This window comes from Actinobacillus indolicus, assembly GCF_004519515.1.
GTDB classification, from domain to species: Bacteria; Pseudomonadota; Gammaproteobacteria; order Enterobacterales; family Pasteurellaceae; genus Glaesserella; species Glaesserella indolica_A.
The window spans coordinates 435,555-453,727 of record NZ_CP038145.1; the positions used below are offsets into that span (position 1 = coordinate 435,555).

Sequence of the window (18,173 nt, forward strand, 5' to 3'; positions counted from 1 at the left end):
GAAGATCGATACTCACAGGAATTTACCCACTTAATAAAATAATGAATGTAGATGAATGAAAAATGGTGATAACTATACCATAGGATAGCAAAGAGTGGAATTCACAATCCCTAGCCCCTTTGCTTTTATTTAACGTGAAGATTAAAAATTATCTTTTTTCTGACGCATTGCAATAAATTCGTCTAAAGTGACCGCTTGTAAAAACGGATTGATCTGTTTTTCAATCCCAATCGTACTCGGTAGCGTTGGTTTATGTTGTGAACGTAAAATATCCGCTCGCTCTTGATATTCCATTAAAACACAGCTTGTCGCCATCACTGTTTCAGCAAATTTGAGATTGCTTTGAGTATATTCGTGACCTGCATAGACTTGCACAAAATCAGGCAGGGCTTTAAAACGTTGTAAGGCATCAAACTGAGCTTGGTAATCCCCTGTAAACACCCGTCCACAACCACCTGAAAATAACGCATCGCCGCAAAAGAGATATTCACCATCAACCAAATAGCTAATATGTTGCGCTGTATGCCCTGCACTCTCAATCACTCTCACCTTCAGCCCTAACAGCTCAAACTGTTGCTCAGGATAAACAATCTGATTGGCAAATTGGCTAATTTCTTCTGATCCATAAATAAGTATATCGGGAAATTGTGCCACTAAATCAGCGACGCCATCAGTGTGGTCGTGGTGATTATGGGTAAGCAAAATAGCGGTCGGATTAAGCTGATGTTTTGCAAGAAAAGCGAATACAGGCTGACTCTCTGCTGGATCGACAATAATCGCTTGGCTCTCTTTTTGTAAAATCCAAATGTAATTATCAGAAAGGGCGGGAATTGGGGTAATCTGAAGCATATTTATTTTCCGTAGGTCGGGCATCTATGCCCGACATTGCCGTGTTTTATAAAAAATTGTTGGGCATAAATGCCTGACTTTGCTGTATTCTATAAATGATTGTCGGGCATAAATGCCCGACCTACTTATTTCAAGAATAACGCTGCCGCCCCACGCACGCCACTTGAGTCACCGTGGATCGCTTTTTTGATCACTGGCACTTCCGCATTACGCAATAAATATTTTGGTAAGGCTTTTGGTAAGGCTTCATAAATATAATCAAAGTTGGATAAACCACCACCAAACACAATCATATCCGGATCAAGCACCGTAATATAATTTGCCACTGAAATTGCCATTAACTCAATGTATTTCTCAACAAACTCAACGGTTTTCTCATCTTTACCATAAAAACGATGAATAATGGTTTTCGCATCAATCGCTTCACCCACTAAATCATTATAAAGCATCTCAAAACCACGTCCTGAGATATAGCTATCCAAACAAGCCGTATTGCCACAGCCACATTTATAAATCGGGGCTTTATCCCAACCCAGTAATTTCAATGCGTGATAGTTAAGCTGAATATGCCCAACTTCACCCGCCATACCGATTTGACCTGAGTGTGCTTTACCGTTTAATACGATACCGCCACCAAAACCTGTACCAATAATCAACCCTAACACCGTTGGATATTGCAGATTGCTTTCGTCCCACGCTTCCGATAAAGCTAAGCAGTTCGCGTCGTTTTCAACACGCACTTCACGTCCTAAACGCTCTTCCAAATCTTGAATAATTTTATTGCCGTGAACTACCGCAATGTTAGCAATTTCCGCTAACCCTGTTTTATGATTAACAAAACCAGGTACACCAAGCCCCACAGTGCCTTGCTCACCAAATTTTGCATCGGCATTACGCACTAAGGTTTCCACCGTTCTTAACCAATCCTCATAGCTTGTCTGTGGGGTTGGCACACGCTCGCTGTGTAATTTCTCTAATTTCTCATTAAAGGCAGCCAATTCAATTTTTGTACCGCCAATGTCTAAACCGTAATAAACCATCGTTAACCTCGCTTTTTAAATAATGTCCATTTTTCTAAGAAAGGAATTGTCCATAAGAAGATGATTAAGTGGAAAGCCCACGCAATCAACGTACTGGCAAATAGATCAATAGGATAATGCATTCCTAAACGCAAACGGCTGATCAACATCAAACCCGCCCATAAAATTGCAAAAATTTGTGCAAAAACAACCGCTTGTCCACGTACTCCAAACAATAAACCGGCAAACATTAACATCCAAGAAACCGCAAAAATAGTATGCCCAGATGGGAAAGAATAGCCTAATTCATCTGCTTGATGTTCAACCACAAATTGATTCTCAGGTTGTTCAAATTTCATTACTGCCACTGCTTGCTCTGCTTTCGGCAACGCATAAAATGCTTCAGTATTGCTTTGGAACATCTCTGTCACAAATGGACGAGGCTCTTTAAATACGGCTTTCGTCCCTTCTTTAATTGCTTGAGTGCCAACCACCGAAGTTGCACAAATAAATCCGACTAAAAGCCAAGAATAGCGAGAACGAGCCAACCACATCAGCCACAGCATAAACAGCACGCAAGTAATTAATGCATAAGGTGTGGAGCCTGTTTCGGTCAATATAAATAATGCCCAGTCAAACGGATTAATGGTTAAATTGGTTTGTAGATTCCATTGCCAGCCAATAACCCAAGCCGTTAATGGAATCAGTAACATTAAAAAAGTTAAAAAAGAGAGTTTTTTTACCACGGGAAATTCCTTCATAAAAAAACCGCTTGCGACAACAAGCGGTCAGTTTTCATTAAAATTTTGCAAATTAAATCGCTTTAGTCGCCTTTGGCAAGCTGATTTTCTTCTCTTCACTTTGGCGATAAAGGACTAAAATATGTCCAATAGTTTGTACTTCCACCGCTTTGGTTTCACGTACAATCGCATCAATGATCAACTGCTTCATCTCACGATCAGCCCCTGCGATCTTCACTTTAATCAACTCGTGGTGATCTAACGCATTTTCGATCTCGGCTAACACCCCTTCTGTTAAACCATTACCGCCAAGCATGACGACAGGGCTTAAATGGTGCGCAAGTCCTTTTAAAAATTGTTTCTGTTTTGTTGTTAAATTTACTGACATTAAAATTGCCTTTTTATGCTAAAAAAATCGGTGCAGAAAATAGCATATTCAAGATAAATTTTAAAGCTAAAGATATGCTAAAATACGCAAACTTACTTAATTTTAAAAAGGATAACCTATGCCAACGCTTAGCGTCGCCATGATCGTCAAAAACGAATCGCAAGATCTTGCCCAATGTTTAGAAACTGTCAAAGGTTGGGTGGACGAAATCGTCATTCTAGACTCTGGAAGTAGCGACAATACCAAAGAAATCGCCTTACAATACGGAGCAAAATTCTATGAAAATACCGATTGGCAAGGTTTTGGTAAACAACGCCAACTCGCTCAACAATATGTCACTAGCGATTATGTTCTCTGGCTTGATGCTGACGAACGTGTCACCCCAGAATTAAAACAAAGCATACAACAAGCGGTCAGTTCTGATGAAAAAAATACGGTTTATCAAATCGGTCGTTTAAGTGAAGTTTTTGGCAGACAAATTCGCCATTCAGGGTGGTATCCTGATTATGTAGTGAGACTTTACCGCACGGATTTTGCCCAATACGGCGATGAACTTGTTCACGAAAAAGTCCATTATCCAAAAGAAGCCAAAGTAGCTAAACTTAAAGGCGATTTATTGCATTTTACTTATAAAGATATTCACCATTATCTAGTAAAATCAGCAAGTTATGCGAAAGCATGGGCGGAGCAAAAAGCCAGATCAGGAAAGAAAGCAACGCTCTTTCAAGGTGTGACACACGCTATCGGCTGTTTTGTAAAAATGTATTTACTAAAAGCAGGATTTTTAGATGGCAAACAAGGATTTCTACTTGCAGTTCTTTCAGCACATTCGGTTTTTGTAAAATACGCAGACTTGTGGAATCGTAGCCGTTAATTTATGCACAGCGGTCTCTTTGCAAAAAAATTGCAGAATCAGACCGCTTGTAATTACCACACTTTATCAATAAACGGCAGAATCTCCGTTAATGCTTTATCAATCGGAATTAAGGTCAAGTTTTTCTGAGAAGCCTTATCAGAAGGCGGGCAAAATGCGATATGTTTATCGGCATCATTTAACGGCTTCCAACGGCGTGGAATGGCAGATAAACGACTTGGGTAAAAACCTACCGTTGCAATATTTAATGCACCACAAATGTGTAAAGGCCCTGTTGAACCTGCAATAAAGAGATCGGCACAGGCTAACGATCTGGCAAAATCGACTAATCCATCATTTTTATCATAAATCACCACATTCTTATGATTTACTAATTGTTGCAATGCTTTAGCAGTTTCACTTTCATTCGGTCCTGCGGTTAAAATCACTTGGCAATCAAATTTTTCTAAAATCCCTGAAATTAACTCCGCATATTGATTCAAAGATAAATTCGTCGCAGATCCCCCTGTACTACTATGTACAAAAAGCCATTTTTTATGGCCGTCTAACTTTAACAGTTCGATTAATTTGCTTTTTTGCGTAATCAGACAAGTATTATCAAAGGACAAATAAGGTGTCGTCGGCTCTACCGCTGTAATTTGATTATCTTTCAAAAAATAACGCACTAAGTCTACATTATATTCATACTCTGCTTTTTCAGAACGAGAGCGACGCTGGGTTAAACGGTGATTATATAAAAATTGAAAGAGTTTCGTTGCGGGTGCTAAACGGTAGGCAATACGGCTTTTCCAAACTAATTTGGCATTATACCAATCCGACACAAAACTAATCACTGCATCAAACTGTTCAGATCTTACCGCTTGTAATACACGATCATTTTCAGCGTTATTTTGTTTATCTGAACTATCTAAAATAATGCCATCTAAATAAGGGCAAATTTCCGCTAATGGTGCTGTATATTTAGGAACAAGGGCAATAATTTGGCAATTCGGCATTGATTTTTTTAACATCGCAAATGCCGCCCAAGCCAGCATAAAATCGCCAATTTTATCGTTACGAATAACAAGAATTTTCTTCATTTTCTGATTTCCCAAATAGACACTAAAAAATAAGGGGATATAAAATCCCCTTATTTTGCCACATTCTATGTGATTACAGAATCTCTTTCGCTTTCGCCACTACGTTGTCTACTGTGAAGCCGAAGAGTTTGAATAATTCACCTGCTGGTGCTGATTCACCGAAGCTATTCATACCAACAATGCGGCCACCAAAGCCAACATATTTGTACCAGAAGTCTGAAATACCCGCTTCAATCGCCACACGTTTAGTCACTGAGCTTGGTAATACTGACTCACGATAAGCTTCATCTTGTGCGTCAAACACGTTAGTGCTTGGCATTGAAACCACACGTACTTTATGCCCTTCGGCACTCAATACATCGGCTGCTTTCATCGCTAATTCAACTTCTGAACCTGTTGCGATTAAGATTAAATCTGGGCAATCGCCTTTTTCGCAGCATTGACGCAGGATATAACCACCACGAGCCACGTTGGCAAGTTGTTCTGGAGTACGTTCCATTTGAGCTAGGTTTTGACGAGTAAAGATTAAGGCACTTGGACCATCTTTACGTTCAACTGCCGCTTTCCATGCCACCGCAGATTCGACTTGGTCGCACGGTCTCCATGTTTGAAGATTTGGAATTAAACGTAATGCTGCCGTTTGTTCAACTGGTTGGTGAGTTGGACCATCTTCACCTAAGCCGATAGAATCGTGCGTGTAAACAAATAACGAGCGTTGTTTCATTAACGCCGCCATACGCACCGCATTGTGTGCATATTCCATAAACATTAAGAAAGTCGCACCGTATGGGATAAAGCCACCGTGTAAAGCGATACCGTTCATAATCGCTGACATACCAAACTCACGCACACCGTAGTTGATGTAGTTGCCATCAACATTATGATCTGCACGGATTGGTTTTGAGCCAGACCATAAGGTTAAGTTTGAACTTGCTAAGTCTGCTGAACCACCTAAAAACTCAGGAAGAATGTGTGCATAGGCTTCAATCGCATTTTGTGACGCTTTACGGCTTGCAATGTTCGCTGGGTTTGCTTGTAATTTTTCAATAAACGCTTGTGATTCTGCCGCCCAGTTTGCTGGTAATTCACCTGCGACACGGCGTTTAAATTCCGCCGCAAGCTCTGGGTAAGCGGTTTCATAAGCTGCAAATTTTGCATTCCACTCTTTCTCTGCAATTAAGCCTTTTGCTTTTGCGTCCCATTCTGCATAGATTTCAGCTGGAATAACAAAAGGTGCGTGTTCCCATTTTAAGTATTCACGCGCAGCTGCAATTTCTGCATCGCCTAATGGTGCACCGTGACAATCGTGTGAGTTACATTTGTTTGGCGAACCGTAACCGATAATGGTCTTGCAGATAATTAATGTTGGGCGATCTTTTTCTGCTTGTGCATTTTCAATTGCAAATTTAATTTGCTCCGCATTGTGTCCATCAACATTGCGGATAACTTGCCAGCCGTAAGACTCAAAACGCATTGCGGTATCGTCAGAGAACCAGCCATCAACGTGACCATCAATCGAAATGTTGTTGTCATCGTAGAAAGCAATTAATTTCCCTAAACCTAAAGTGCCTGCTAATGAACAAGCCTCGTGTGAGATCCCCTCCATTAAACAGCCATCACCTAAGAACGCATAGGTGTAGTGGTTTACAATCTCGTGACCTTCACGGTTAAACTGTGCTGCTAAGGTTTTTTCCGCAATCGCCATACCTACCGCATTGGTAATCCCTTGACCTAACGGGCCTGTTGTGGTTTCAACACCTGGTGCATAGCCATATTCTGGGTGACCTGGTGTTTTAGAGTGTAATTGACGGAACTGTTTTAAATCTTCAATGGAAAGATCGTAGCCTGTTAAGTGTAAAAGGCTATAAATCAACATTGAGCCGTGTCCGTTAGAAAGTATGAAGCGGTCACGGTTTGCCCAAGCTGGATTGGTTGGATTGTGTGATAAAAAATCACGCCATAACACTTCCGCAATATCCGCCATACCCATTGGCGCACCAGGGTGACCTGAATTTGCTTTTTGCACAGCATCCATACTTAAAAAACGGATAGCATTTGCAAGTTCTCTACGTTCTGCCATTATTTACTCCTAAAAAGAAATTAACATGAAAATTGTCGTGCGATTCTACACTATTTTTACAACTACGGGCGTAAAATATCACGGATAAAATGAGACATACCTCACATTATTATAATTGTTGAAATCTATTCCAAATTAACGTAGAATGCCGACTCTTTTTGGTGCTGAGTTGATACTCAGTGTATTTTTTAATACATATGGTACTAGACAGCAAAGTAGTATGATCTAGTGGCGATATGGCTTCGTTAGAGGTTTTCTATAATGAAACAAGGTATTCACCCAAATTACGTGGAAATTACTGCAACATGTTCATGCGGTAATGTGATCAAAACTCGCTCAACAGTGGGTAAAAATTTAAATCTTGATGTGTGTGGTAACTGCCACCCATTCTACACTGGTAAACAACGTGTTGTTGATACTGGTGGTCGTGTTGAACGCTTCAACAAACGCTTCAGCATTCCAAGCACAAAATAATAAAATTGTTATACTTAAAAACCCTGCACATTGCAGGGTTTTATTTTATTCAAGGTATTGATTTATAAAGACGTTAATATGTATTATTAGTTAACTAGCTAATATGCTAGAATTATTCTTATAGTAATATAGTTTTAATAATATCATGGGTACTCTAATGAAAAATGAAAACTATTTCCCACACATATTCGTAATCAGCCTAAAACACTCACCAAGAAGAGATGTCATTAGAAAGCACCTAAACTCATTAGGTCTTCATTTTGAGTTTTTTGATGCTATATATGGAAAAGATCTATCTGAAGAACAATTATCAAAAATAGACTATAACTTTTATCCTAAAAACTATGGAGCTCGCTCCCCCTTAACTTTAGGTGAAATTGGCTGTGCTATAAGCCATATCAAGTTATATGAACATATAATAAACAACAACATTCCTGAAGCTATTATTTTTGAAGATGATATTTTCTTACATTTATACTTTAAAAAAATACTAATAGATGCCTTAAACAAAACACCTAAAAATAAAGAAATTTTATTTTTATATCATGGAAAAGGAAAGATATTTCCATTTCCAAAAAATTTAATTGAGAGATATAAACTTGCTAAATACATTAAACCCTCAAAAAGCTCTAAGAGATGTATTATTGGTGCTGCAGCTTACCTTATTACTTATAACGGAGCCAAAAAATTATTAGAACATGCATACCCTATAAGAATGCCTGCTGATTTTCTTACAGGCTTAATCCAAATAACTAGAATTAATGCATATGGAGTAGAACCTTCATGTGTATTTACTGGTGCTGAATCAGAAATTGATTCTCAAGGAGAAAGAGATAATAAATAGTAGATAAATATAAGATATATTTATCTACAAGTATAATCTTAATATGATAGACAATATGAAAAAAAAATCTATTCTTATATGTATTTCTACCAACCTTGGTATATCTAAACTAATTCATGATAATCTCAAACATCACAATTTTGATGTTACTCTTCTTATTGAGAATAATGGGGAGATCGAGAAATTCAAATATCCTTCAATTTTTTCTAGATTAAAAGTAAAATTCCGAAAATTATTTTTTAGAGATAGATTAGCTAAAAAAAAATTAGAATCAAGCATCCTAAAGAAAAAACTCATAAAAAATAAAATAGATACATTTGATTACTCTTTATTTTTTCTTGCACATAATTTTTCGATAGATTTAGTTTCTTATATAAAAAACAGGACATCAAATAATGGAATGATAAATTTTCAATGGGATGGGATGAGTAGGTACCCTTCTATTTATGATTATGTCAAACTATTCGATAGGTTTTATGTATTTGATCCTAAAGATGTAAAAAACGATTTTTTACCTGCTACAAACTTTTATTTTGATCATAATCTTGACTATCTTCATTTTGAATATGACTTTTATTTCCTAGGCGCTCACAACGATTATAGAAAAAAAATTATTATTGATTTTGCTAACTTCGCAAAAAAAAGACATTGGAATATAAATATTATAATCATTTCCCAGAAAATAAAAAACATCTATCCATCCAATATTACAGAGCTTGAAATACAAGAAGCAATTAGCTTTAGTGATAACTTGACATTATCTAAAAAATCCAAAGTATTATTAGATTTTGTGATTGATGAACATAAAGGATTATCATTTAGAGCTTTTGAAGCCCTTGGATATAATAAAAAATTGATTACAACAAATAAAGAGATCGTAAAATATGACTTTTATCATCCTAATAATATTTTTGTATTAGATGGTAATTTTGATGAAATCCCTGATTTTTTAGAAAAACCTTATCAGAATATCGATCCTAATATCAAAGAAAAATATAGTTTTGGAAATTGGATTAAATATATTCTTGATATACATCCGCATCAACCTATTTTATTACCCTCAGATAATCATGAAGAAAATAAAACAGTTTATTAGAAATATTCGACTTGCCATAGGCAAGCAAATTTTTGACCACAAAAGACCGCTTGTAAAAGGATTATTTCCACCGAAAAAGCTCTTATTTCTCCGTCACGATGGAAAAATCGGCGATTATGTTGTTAGCTCATTTGTATTTAGAGAAATTAAAAAACAATCTCCTGATACAGAAATTTCGGTTGTCTGTTCTCATAAAAATGCTTATCTTTTTGAAAAAAATCCTTACATTGATAAACTTTATTTTGTGAAAACAAAAGATATCATTGACTATATCAAATGCGGGAAAATGTTGACAAAAGAGTCTTTTGATTTTGTTATTGATCCTACCGTAACACTAAGAAATAGAGACCTATTGTTTCTACGCTTGATTAACGCAAAAAATTATGTCGGTTATAAAAAAGAACATTATGCGTTATTTAATATAAATATTGATGCTCAAAAAATACATTTTAATGAAATTTACCGTCAGGCATTAGAATTAATCGGCTTTAACGATATTTCAACCCAATACGATATTCCTGTAGATAAACAAAGTGCCGATGATGTGTCACTTTTCTTAAAAGAAAATAACTTAACGAATTATATTGCTGTTAATTTCTTTGGGGCAGGTTCAGCAAGACGCTTTAGTGATAATACAATGAAAGCATTGTTAGATCATTTGACTAACAATACAACACATATTGTGCTACTTACATTTCCTGAAGTCACAGATAAACTGCAACATCTTGCTAAAAACTATAGGAATGTCACTATTTATGAAAAAACATATAATATTTTTCATACTATTGAATTAATCAAACATGCCGATGCAGTTATTTCACCAGATACTTCTATCGTACACATTGCTGCTGGTTTTCATAAACCACTCATTGCTTTTTATAGCCAAGATGAAGAAAACTTTGTGAATTGGCATCCGAATAATAAAGCAGAAACCCATATTGTTCGTTTTCATAAAAGTGTCAATGAATTAGATTTCACACAAATAAAACCTGAATGGTTAAAAGGTTAAATATGGATTTTCAGTCCCTTAAACTTTTTTTAGATATCACTCAAACCCGTAGTTTTATTCGTACTGCAGAAAAAAACCATATGAGTGCCTCAACGCTTTCTCGCCATATTCAACGTATGGAGCAAGAAATTGGGCAACCATTATTTTTAAGGGATAATCGACAAGTGATTTTGACGGAAGCGGGTGAACGTTTTTCACATTTTGCTGAGCAGACTTGGGGGGAATGGCAACAAATTCAACGCCATTTTTCACCAGATCAAACTGAATTGGAGGGCGAGCTTAAACTGTTCTGTTCTGTAACCGCATCTTACAGCCACTTACCACGCATTTTGGCGAAATTTAGGAAACGATACCCAAAGATTGAGATCAAATTAAGCACAGGCGATCCTGCTAAAGCATTATATAGCGTTCAATCATTACAATCGGATATTTCTCTTGCTGGAAAGCCTGAAAACTTACCAAATAACATTATTTTTCACTATATTGATGATATTCAATTATCGTTAATTGCTCCCCGAGTTGCTTGTACCGCAACACAGTTGTTACAGCAAACGCCGATTGATTGGCAGAATATGCCTTTTATCTTGCCTGTTGACGGGCCTGCTCGCAAGCGGATAGATCATTGGTTTAAATTGCAAAAAATTAAAGAGCCTAAAATTTACGCCACGGTAGAAGGACATGAGGCGATTGTGCCAATGGTTGCCTTGGGCTGTGGTGTTGCCATGATTCCTGATGTGGTGGTTCAGCAAAGTCCAGTTGCAAATCAAATTTCGCGAATTCAATTAGATAAACCCATTGAGGCTTTTGAGTTAGGTATTTGTGTTCAACAGCGTCGTTTACAAGAGCCGATCATTCATGCTTTTTGGGCACTTTTATCTGATCTAAATTAAACTATCTTTATCAAATTCTGCTAGAATAGCCCGATTTTTTTAAACATAACCGGAGACCAAAAATGAAAATTGTTGAAGTAAAGCACCCGCTTATTAAGCATAAAATTGGTTTAATGCGTGCTGCAGATGTGAGTACAAAAGATTTCCGTGCCTTAGCAACGGAAGTTGGTAGCCTTTTAACTTATGAAGCGACCTCAGATTTGGAAACGGAATTAGTCACCATTGAAGGTTGGAACGGTCCAGTTGAAATTGAACGAATTAAGGGTAAAAAAGTGACCGTTGTGCCTATCCTTCGTGCAGGTTTAGGCATGATGGACGGCGTACTTGAGCATATTCCAAGTGCGAGAATTAGCGTGGTAGGTATCTATCGTAATGAAGAAACCTTAGAGCCTGTCCCTTATTTCAAAAAATTAGCTAACGATGTGGGCGAACGTTTAGCGATTGTGGTTGACCCAATGCTAGCAACGGGCGGTTCTATGATTGCCACCCTTGATTTATTAAAAGCTGCAGGTTGTAAACAAATCAAAGTGTTAGTGCTTGTTGCTGCTCCCGAAGGTATTAAGGCTCTCGAAGCTGCTCACCCTGATATTGAGCTTTACACAGCATCAATTGATAGCCATTTAAATGAAAATGGTTATATCATCCCTGGATTAGGTGATGCAGGTGATAAGATTTTTGGTACAAAATAAGTCATGATAAATACAAAAAAACCTAAGGACATCCTTAGGTTTTTTCATTATTACCAACTGCCTCCAGCGCCGCCACCGCCAGTACTACCGCCGCCGAAGCCACCACCGCCACTTCCGCCGCCAAAACCACCGCCAAATCCGCCACCTCGACGACTTCCACCAAATCCACCGCCGAAGCCACCATTTAAACCGCCACTACGGCGAATAGCATCTACATCTCTTAAAATTCGTCCTGCATTACTTGGGCTAACGTAAGTATTTCCACCACGAGATAAAATATTAAAGAGGAAAAAGATAGCCACAGCAGCAATAATAAATATTTCGAAGTCCTCAAATTCACCGCTACTATCTTGTGCAACGGGAGCCGGTGCATATTCGCCTTGTGTTGCGGCAATAATAGAGGATAATCCTTTTGCTATACCTTGTGCGTACAGCCCTTGTTTAAAATAAGGAGTGATATCATTGCGAATAATGGATGATGCTATGGCATCGGGTAATGCACCTTCTAAGCCACGCCCTGTCGCAATAAAGAGTTTTCGATCATCTTTTGCGACCAAAAGCAACACACCATTATTCTCTTTTTGACGACCGATACCCCATTTATTAAATAAGTTATGGGTATAACTAGAGACTTCTTCCCCATCGGTTGTCGCTACAATCACGACTGCAATTTGAGAACTCGTTTTTTTGCCATAATCTGCTAATGCATTCTCTAAAGTTTGCTTATCTTGAGAACTTAATGTTTGTGTATAATCACTCACATAGCGAAATGGATTCGGTGCATCTGGATAAGCAGCCCAAAGATGAGAAGAAAAGAAAATTAAAATAAATAATCCAAAAGATTTTAATATTTTCATTTTAAAATCACCTCATTCGGCAATTCATTACTATCATTCTGCTGAATTGGAAAATGCTGCGCTAATTGAACTTCAACTTGCTTAATGCCTTCGCAAATTGCCTGTGTGAAATCACCTTGCTGGCAAGACAACTTCATTGACTCATACACAGATTGCCAAAATTCATCACCGACTTTCTGATGAATCCCCTCATCTCCAATTACAGCAACATAATGAGGCTTAAAAGAGAGATAAATCAGCACGCCATTACGTTGTTCTGTTTCTCTCATTTGCAACTCATCAAATAAAACATTAGCGCGTTCTATTGCTGACGTACATTTTTTAGCTTTACGTTCAACAACAACACGCAACTCCGCGGAAGTTTGCTGTTCTAAATGTGAAATTGCCTCTTCGATTTTCGCTGTATCTAAAGGTAACTTTCTTTGAAATAAAGAAAAGAAGTTCATTTTAATTTCCATAAACGTAGGGGCGAATTACATTCGCCCCCATAACTGAAATAAATTCAACTTAGTTAAAATTCACCACAGGTGCTTTTTCTGAACCTGCTTCTGCTTTAAATTGTGGTTTCGCTTTGAAACCGAAAATCCATGCAGCTAATTTAGTTGGGAACTGACGTACTTGTTTATTGTACTCTTTTACTGCACCGTTAAAGTTATTACGCTCTACATTAATACGGTTTTCGGTTCCTTCAATTTGCGCTTGTAAATTTAAAAAGCCCTCATGCGCTTTTAACTCAGGATATTTTTCCACACTCACTAATAAGCGTGATAATGCAGAATTTAACCCTTGCTGAGCTTGTTGGAATTGCTCCATTTGCTCTTCCGTCGCATTAGTTGGGTCAATACGTGTTTGAGTTGCTTTTGCACGAGCTTCAATCACATTAGTGAGCGTTTCTTTCTCAAAATTCGCCTGACCTTTCACTGTATTAACTAAATTTGGAATTAAATCCGCACGGCGTTGATAAGCAGACTCCACATTCGCCCATACAGAATTAATATCTTCTTCTGCTTTCACTAATTCGTTATAACTATTTTTTAACGTAATACCGCCAACGACAGCCACGATAGCTAACACGATAATAACAAACCACTTTTTCATAAAAAAATCCTTAAAAAATTAACAAAATAAAATGTAAATATAACACAAGCTACACTTTTTCACGCTCTTTTTCGCTACTTTTACTGAACATTTGTTCTTTTAGAACACCGATCAGCTCTTGTCTGACAACAGAAAGTTTTGGACGTTCATTTTGTTGGAACATCACTGGGCGACAAAATTCCATTGCCTTAATACCTAAACGAGCAGTAAGTAACCCCACACCAATCCCTTGTGCAGCACGAACCGATAAACGAGCGGTGAGATTTTGTGAGAAAAAATCTAACCCAACATCGCTGGCAATTTCCGTTGCCCCAGCAAAAACCATATTCGTCATCACCATTCGGAACAGTTTTAAACGGCTAATATAGCCTAGCTCCATTCCATAGGCTTTGGTGATTTTATTGATCAAAGCAATGTTTCGCCATGCCACCATTAAAATATCTACCAACGCCAAAGGGCTTACCGCAACGATAATTGCATTTTCCGCAGCACTTTTGCTAATCACTCTTTTAACTTGGTTATCAATTGGACTTAACACATTTTCGCTGAAAAGATACAGCACTTCTTTGCTGTTATAGGCTTCATCAAGCTGAGACTGCCAGCGTTGCTCCGCTTGTTGAACCATCGGTGTTTGAGCCAAATTTTTAACCACCGATTTGCAAAATTCTCGTGCTTTCTCACCGCTTGTATCGACTGTTTCTAGTAGTAATTGTTTGCTCACTTGTTGATGATAATGGTGTTTACGCAACCAACGTAATTTCCGCCATTCGTTGATAATAGCCCCTATACCGGCCAAGCTAATACCAAAAAAGGCAACAGCAAAGGCAAAGTAAATCCATTGATTTGCTTGCCAAGTATCAATCAACCATTGCACCGATTGAGCAATAGTCGCAACGCCAAACAAGGCTAATGCAGCCAGAAATAACCTTAACCAGAAGCGAGATGGCTTTAAACTTTCTTCAATAATCAGTTCTGCTTCAACCGCTTTTGGCTCTTCATCAAGCTGAATGTCGGCGTTGCTAAACTCTTGTTTAGGTTGATGTTTTTCGTCTTTTTCAACTGTTTCTTCAGTAAAAATGCGTTTTTCCATTAAAATTTTACCGCTTGTATAATATGCTGTTTTAACCCTTCATAGCCGTGTTCTGTTTTGAGAATATCAAACAGTTGCACCGCTTCGGGATACTCTTTATCGAGATAACGTAGCCACTGTTTAATGCGAGCAACGTGATAAAAACCGGTATCCAGTTCGTTTTCCATATGCACATATTGGAATAAGAGCTGTAATACCTCATTCCACGCCATTTTAGGCTGATTATATTTCACAACTTTGCTTAAATTTGGCACATTTAACGCCCCACGCCCAATCATTAACGCATCGCAAGCGGTCACTTCACGGCATTTTTTTGCAGATGTGTAGTCCCAAATTTCACCATTCGCAATCACAGGAATAGATAGCCGTTTTTTTATATCGCCGATTGCTTGCCAATTAATACGTTCCGCTCGATAGCCGTCCATTTTAGTTCTGCCGTGTACGGTAATTTCCGTTGCACCGCCTTGTGCCACCGCATCGGCGATCTCAAAGGCTTGTTCGCTACTGTCCCAGCCTAGTCGCACTTTGACCGACACGGGAAGATGGCTAGGCACCGCTTCTCGCATTGCTTTTGTTGCTCGATAAATCAACTCAGGTTGTTTCAACAAGGACGCACCGCCATTGCTGCCATTCACCGTTTTAGACGGGCAACCGCAGTTGAGATCGACCCCGTGCGAGCCAAGCTCAACGGCAAGTGCTGCATTTTCCGCTAACCATTGTGGGTGTTGCCCTAAAATTTGTACACGCACCGGCGTACCTGATGGGGTAAAGCCGTTATTATGTAGCTCAGGGCAAAGGCGGTAAAAGGTTTTCTTCGGCAGTTTTTGATCGACCACTCGCACAAATTCTGAAATACACAGATCATAATCATTGACTGCTGTTAATAATTGACGCACAAAGGGGTCTAACACCCCTTGCATAGGTGCAAGGATAACTTTTGGTAAATTTTCCACAAAATCCGACCGCTATGAGTAAGAAGAATGGCGTAAACGTAAGTCTGGTCGGGCAATTAAGTAGATAATTAATGCGGTAATTGCCCCAAGCGTATCAGCGAGCATATCTTTTTGAGCGTCCCAAATGTCGCCTTGCGAACCTAAAAACTCAATGCCTGCATTTCCGCCTTCAATCACCGCATATTGCCATTCAATGATTTCATAGGTTGCGGCAACTGCCATAATGAAAAAGAGCGAAAAGAAGAATGCCACGCCCAAGCCGCATTTACGCTTACGCAATAACCATTCTGCCATCGGGAAGCTATAAAAACCGATAATGTAGTGAGCTACACGGTCAAAGTGGTTACGGTCTTCGCCTAAAAAGGTCAAATACTGATTTGCCCAGTCAAACGGCACATTTGCAAAGGTATATTTTGCACCGATTAGGTGCATAATCATCCACAATGACATCAATACATAGGCAAGCCCACTAAATTGAAAGCGTGGATAAGTGAGCAACAGTAAACCGAATACTGCAAAAATTGGCATCACTTCTGCATACCATACAGCCCTGTCCGTCGGGTTAAAACCAGACCAGACAGAAACGACCGTAATCACAATCGCTAAAAAAAGCGGAACGATATGGGAACGGCTTTGCATTATTTCCAACCTTTTGATTTACAAATGAGATCATAAGCAGCTTGAATTTGCTGTGCTTTTTCTTTTGCCACTTCCATCATTTCAGGCGGTAAACCTTTTGCGACTAATTTATCTGGGTGGTGTTCATTCATTAATTTACGATAAGCACGTTTAACTGTAGCTTGATCGTCACTTTCTGACACCCCTAATACGCTATAAGCGTCTTTTAAACTTGGTCCGCTTGAACGCTGATAACCGCCATAATTTCCTTGATATTGTCCTTGTTGGCTTGAATCTTGCTGTTCATATTGATAATAGCCTGAACGGAAACGCTGAGCTGCCGCTACCATGGCGATCATCTGTTCAAACTGCAAGCGGGACATTCCCAATGTTTCAGCAATAGTGAATAAAATTTGCTGCTCATTGCCATCTAAATTGCCATCTTGTAATGCAGCTTGCATCTGAACTTCCACGAAGAAACGTAATAAATCACGACGCTGTCCGCAGGCTTCACGGAACTCCTGCATGACTTGGCGTAGCGGAAAATCCGCCTCTTTACCGAGTGTAAATGCCTTCTGAGCCAATTGTTGATTATTGGCATCTAGCTTCATGTTCGCCATTAATTGACGAGCAAGCTGAATATCATTTTCTGTCACTCGTCCTTTAGCTTTAGAAATATGTCCTAACACTGCAAAAGTTGTTTGCATAAAGAGTGACTGGCGCGTTAATGCTTTTCCAAAAATAGTAGAAGATACACTACCTAGTTCATAAAGTTTTTTATCTGCCCAATGACCTATCAATAAGCCTAATAAGCCTCCCAAAAAACCACCAAAAATTTTATAACCTAAAATGAAGCCTAGAATTTTTCCAATAAATTGCATCGACTGCCCTTATTTATGATTAAAACTTTAACCATTTTAACGGAAAATCCTTAAAAAATAATTAAGGAATACAGAATTTACACATAAAAATAAAGCCCCGAAAATTCGGGGCTTTATTATTTAACATATTAATCTACTAAAAATTAGTATTCTAATACTGCACGACGGTTTTTCGCGTAATCAGCTTCTGTGTGACCTAATACAGCTGGTTTTTCTTCACCGTAAGAAACTGTTGCTACATTGTTAGCACCTTTAGCAGCTAAATAGCTTTGTACTGCATCTGCACGACGTTGGCCTAACGCGATGTTGTACTCAGGAGTACCACGCTCATCAGCGTGACCTGCAACGGTTACTTTACCTTGTGACGCTGTTAAATATTGAGCGTGAGCGTCTAAAAGTTGTTGGTATTCACCTTCAACTGTATAACGGTCAAAACCGAAATACACAGTGTTGTAACGAGTTTGTAAATCTTGAACAGATAAACCACCAAATGTTTGGCCATTTACATCTGCTGCACCTGCGCCTGCTGTATTAGCTGTAGCACTTGCATTGTCGTTTGAGCTGCTACATGCTGCTAAAACGAAAGCTGGTGCCGCGATCATTAAAACTTTAGCTAGTTTTTTCATTTTTTTTCTCCAAAAAGAA

At 38.5% G+C, this 18,173-nt stretch carries 21 protein-coding genes; 7 read left to right on the top strand and 14 right to left on the bottom strand.

Translation table 11 applies throughout. The features are described from left to right. Positions 1 to 141: 141 nt before the first annotated feature. The 4 genes from gloB to yhbY form a co-directional block, all read right to left on the bottom strand. Complete coding sequence (gloB, locus tag EXH44_RS02040) at positions 142 to 849, bottom strand: hydroxyacylglutathione hydrolase (protein WP_162856055.1); 708 nt, start codon at positions 847 to 849, stop codon at positions 142 to 144. A 125-nt stretch (positions 850 to 974) separates the two neighbouring features. Beyond that, the gene (gene nagK, locus EXH44_RS02045; protein ID WP_162856056.1) at positions 975 to 1,889 is read right to left on the bottom strand and encodes an N-acetylglucosamine kinase; all 915 of its coding nucleotides are present in this window, start codon (positions 1,887 to 1,889) and stop codon (positions 975 to 977) included. Between the two features lie 2 nt (positions 1,890 to 1,891). Continuing rightward, positions 1,892 to 2,581 carry a phosphatase PAP2 family protein gene (locus EXH44_RS02050; RefSeq protein ID WP_208717188.1) on the bottom strand — a complete coding sequence of 230 codons (690 nt, stop codon included), beginning with the start codon at positions 2,579 to 2,581 and terminating at the stop codon, positions 1,892 to 1,894. Between the two features lie 100 nt (positions 2,582 to 2,681). Then, on the bottom strand, positions 2,682 to 2,996 hold the full coding sequence (yhbY, locus tag EXH44_RS02055; protein ID WP_135675003.1) for a ribosome assembly RNA-binding protein YhbY: 315 nt from the start codon (positions 2,994 to 2,996) through the stop codon (positions 2,682 to 2,684). Positions 2,997 to 3,114: 118 nt separating this feature from the next. Between yhbY and EXH44_RS02060 the strand changes: the two genes are divergently transcribed. Further along, complete coding sequence (locus EXH44_RS02060; RefSeq protein WP_162856057.1) at positions 3,115 to 3,870, top strand: glycosyltransferase family 2 protein; 756 nt, start codon at positions 3,115 to 3,117, stop codon at positions 3,868 to 3,870. A gap of 53 nt (positions 3,871 to 3,923) precedes the next feature. Here the strand turns inward: EXH44_RS02060 and EXH44_RS02065 are convergent, their stop codons facing one another. Both EXH44_RS02065 and tkt read right to left on the bottom strand, forming a co-directional pair. Next, positions 3,924 to 4,949: a glycosyltransferase family 9 protein gene (locus tag EXH44_RS02065; protein WP_162856058.1), complete on the bottom strand. Its 1,026-nt coding sequence runs from the start codon at positions 4,947 to 4,949 to the stop codon at positions 3,924 to 3,926. Positions 4,950 to 5,022: 73 nt separating this feature from the next. Further along, entirely contained in the window at positions 5,023 to 7,029 is a 2,007-nt protein-coding gene (gene tkt / locus EXH44_RS02070; protein WP_162856059.1) for a transketolase, read from the bottom strand. Between the two features lie 261 nt (positions 7,030 to 7,290). Here tkt and rpmE point away from each other — a divergent pair, with 261 nt between their 5' ends. The 6 genes from rpmE to upp all read left to right on the top strand — a co-directional run bounded on the left by rpmE (position 7,291) and on the right by upp (position 12,031). Beyond that, complete coding sequence (gene rpmE, locus EXH44_RS02075) at positions 7,291 to 7,503, top strand: 50S ribosomal protein L31 (RefSeq protein WP_162856060.1); 213 nt, start codon at positions 7,291 to 7,293, stop codon at positions 7,501 to 7,503. 157 nt (positions 7,504 to 7,660) lie between these two features. Next, on the top strand, positions 7,661 to 8,347 hold the full coding sequence (locus EXH44_RS02080) for a glycosyltransferase family 25 protein (protein ID WP_162856061.1): 687 nt from the start codon (positions 7,661 to 7,663) through the stop codon (positions 8,345 to 8,347). Between the two features lie 55 nt (positions 8,348 to 8,402). Beyond that, positions 8,403 to 9,443 carry a WaaS/CpsH family glycosyltransferase gene (locus EXH44_RS02085; protein ID WP_162856062.1) on the top strand — a complete coding sequence of 347 codons (1,041 nt, stop codon included), beginning with the start codon at positions 8,403 to 8,405 and terminating at the stop codon, positions 9,441 to 9,443. After that, a complete protein-coding gene (locus EXH44_RS02090) occupies positions 9,418 to 10,452 on the top strand; it encodes a glycosyltransferase family 9 protein (protein ID WP_162856063.1) in 1,035 nt (344 codons plus the stop codon). The genes EXH44_RS02085 and EXH44_RS02090 overlap by 26 nt, the downstream gene beginning before the upstream one ends. A 2-nt stretch (positions 10,453 to 10,454) precedes the next feature. Continuing rightward, positions 10,455 to 11,342 (top strand): HTH-type transcriptional activator IlvY, encoded by an 888-nt coding sequence (ilvY, locus tag EXH44_RS02095; RefSeq protein ID WP_162856064.1) that lies wholly within the window; start codon positions 10,455 to 10,457, stop codon positions 11,340 to 11,342. A 62-nt stretch (positions 11,343 to 11,404) separates the two neighbouring features. Next, entirely contained in the window at positions 11,405 to 12,031 is a 627-nt protein-coding gene (gene upp / locus EXH44_RS02100) for a uracil phosphoribosyltransferase (RefSeq protein ID WP_162856065.1), read from the top strand. A gap of 50 nt (positions 12,032 to 12,081) precedes the next feature. On the opposite strand, the gene EXH44_RS02105 is transcribed toward upp, so the two are convergent. The 8 genes from EXH44_RS02105 to pal form a co-directional block, all read right to left on the bottom strand. Continuing rightward, positions 12,082 to 12,888: a TPM domain-containing protein gene (locus EXH44_RS02105; RefSeq protein ID WP_162856066.1), complete on the bottom strand. Its 807-nt coding sequence runs from the start codon at positions 12,886 to 12,888 to the stop codon at positions 12,082 to 12,084. Further along, positions 12,885 to 13,334, bottom strand: a complete 450-nt coding sequence (locus tag EXH44_RS02110) for a TPM domain-containing protein (protein ID WP_162856067.1) — start codon at positions 13,332 to 13,334, stop codon at positions 12,885 to 12,887. Before EXH44_RS02110 ends, EXH44_RS02105 begins: the two co-directional genes overlap by 4 nt. A gap of 61 nt (positions 13,335 to 13,395) precedes the next feature. Then, the gene (locus EXH44_RS02115; RefSeq protein WP_162856068.1) at positions 13,396 to 13,986 is read right to left on the bottom strand and encodes a LemA family protein; all 591 of its coding nucleotides are present in this window, start codon (positions 13,984 to 13,986) and stop codon (positions 13,396 to 13,398) included. Positions 13,987 to 14,035: 49 nt separating this feature from the next. Then, a complete protein-coding gene (locus tag EXH44_RS02120) occupies positions 14,036 to 15,076 on the bottom strand; it encodes a YcjF family protein (RefSeq protein ID WP_162856069.1) in 1,041 nt (346 codons plus the stop codon). Continuing rightward, the gene (dusC, locus tag EXH44_RS02125) at positions 15,076 to 15,996 is read right to left on the bottom strand and encodes a tRNA dihydrouridine(16) synthase DusC (protein ID WP_244238751.1); all 921 of its coding nucleotides are present in this window, start codon (positions 15,994 to 15,996) and stop codon (positions 15,076 to 15,078) included. The genes EXH44_RS02120 and dusC overlap by 1 nt, the downstream gene beginning before the upstream one ends. A gap of 45 nt (positions 15,997 to 16,041) precedes the next feature. Then, the gene (locus EXH44_RS02130) at positions 16,042 to 16,668 is read right to left on the bottom strand and encodes a DUF2238 domain-containing protein (protein ID WP_162856071.1); all 627 of its coding nucleotides are present in this window, start codon (positions 16,666 to 16,668) and stop codon (positions 16,042 to 16,044) included. Continuing rightward, positions 16,668 to 17,528 carry a co-chaperone DjlA gene (gene djlA, locus EXH44_RS02135; RefSeq protein ID WP_162856072.1) on the bottom strand — a complete coding sequence of 287 codons (861 nt, stop codon included), beginning with the start codon at positions 17,526 to 17,528 and terminating at the stop codon, positions 16,668 to 16,670. The genes EXH44_RS02130 and djlA overlap by 1 nt, the downstream gene beginning before the upstream one ends. A 143-nt stretch (positions 17,529 to 17,671) precedes the next feature. Next, positions 17,672 to 18,154, bottom strand: coding sequence for a peptidoglycan-associated lipoprotein Pal (pal, locus tag EXH44_RS02140; protein ID WP_135675043.1), 483 nt, complete (start codon positions 18,152 to 18,154; stop codon positions 17,672 to 17,674). Positions 18,155 to 18,173 lie beyond the last annotated feature (19 nt).